The sequence below is a fragment of the Pseudoalteromonas sp. GW168-MNA-CIBAN-0100 genome, from assembly GCF_040309225.1.
GTDB lineage: Bacteria > Pseudomonadota > Gammaproteobacteria > Enterobacterales > Alteromonadaceae > Pseudoalteromonas > Pseudoalteromonas arctica.
Genome location: NZ_JBEOOL010000363.1, coordinates 1 through 308, shown reverse-complemented (window position 1 = coordinate 308; position 308 = coordinate 1). Strand labels below are relative to the sequence as shown.

Below are 308 nucleotides of genomic sequence, written 5' to 3'. Positions count from 1 at the left end.
TGCAGTTCCACAAGCAATGGGCTCGGGTATGAGCGCTATCACTATTGCGGTTGAGTCACCTGAAAATATTCAACTACTCACCACTATTTTAATTGCTAAGTTACTCGCCACATTATTTGCGATAGGTTTGGGTATTCCCGGTGGTTTAATTGGACCTGTTATAGGGCTGGGGGTTTTAATTGGTACTTTAATGGCCTTTTTTGCCCAATTTATTAGCCCCGGCACCGATATAGCCGGCACTTACGGGGTGCTGGGCATGGCAGGATTATTAGCAGCAACGCTGCATGCACCGCTTGCGGCTTTAACCA

1 protein-coding gene is annotated in these 308 nt (G+C 47.1%); it reads left to right on the top strand.

Features of this window, described 5'->3' with window-relative positions:
- A partial coding sequence (locus AAEY62_RS21495; protein ID WP_350636421.1) for a chloride channel protein occupies window positions 1-308 on the top strand: 308 nt, incomplete at both ends.